Origin of the sequence: Chromobacterium sp. ASV23 (genome assembly GCF_016428945.1) — a bacterium.
Lineage (GTDB): Bacteria > Pseudomonadota > Gammaproteobacteria > Burkholderiales > Chromobacteriaceae > Chromobacterium > Chromobacterium sinusclupearum.
Genome location: NZ_JAELTR010000279.1, coordinates 1 through 288, shown reverse-complemented (window position 1 = coordinate 288; position 288 = coordinate 1). Strand labels below are relative to the sequence as shown.

The 288-nt window shown below is 60.8% G+C and carries 1 protein-coding gene; it reads right to left on the bottom strand.

What is annotated here, in order from left to right:
• Positions 1–288, bottom strand: a 288-nt coding sequence (locus JHD59_RS22610; RefSeq protein WP_199155916.1) for an ATP-binding cassette domain-containing protein, incomplete at both ends; no start/stop codon positions are given.

The window sequence follows — 288 nt, the reverse complement described above, 5'->3', positions numbered from 1 at the left end:
GCGGGTCTTCGAAGATCTGCTTCACCGTGCCCTGCTCGCGGATCACGCCGTGGCGCATCACAATCACTTCATCGGCGAACTCGCCCACCACCCCCAAATCATGGGTGATGAACAGCACCGACATGCCGTGCTTCTTTTGCAGATCGGCGATCAGCTGCAGGATCTGCTTTTGTATCGTGACATCGAGCGCGGTGGTCGGCTCGTCGGCGATCAGCAGCTTCGGTTCGCAGGCGATGGCGATGGCGATCATCACCCGCTGCTGCTGGCCGCCGGACAATTCGTGCGGAT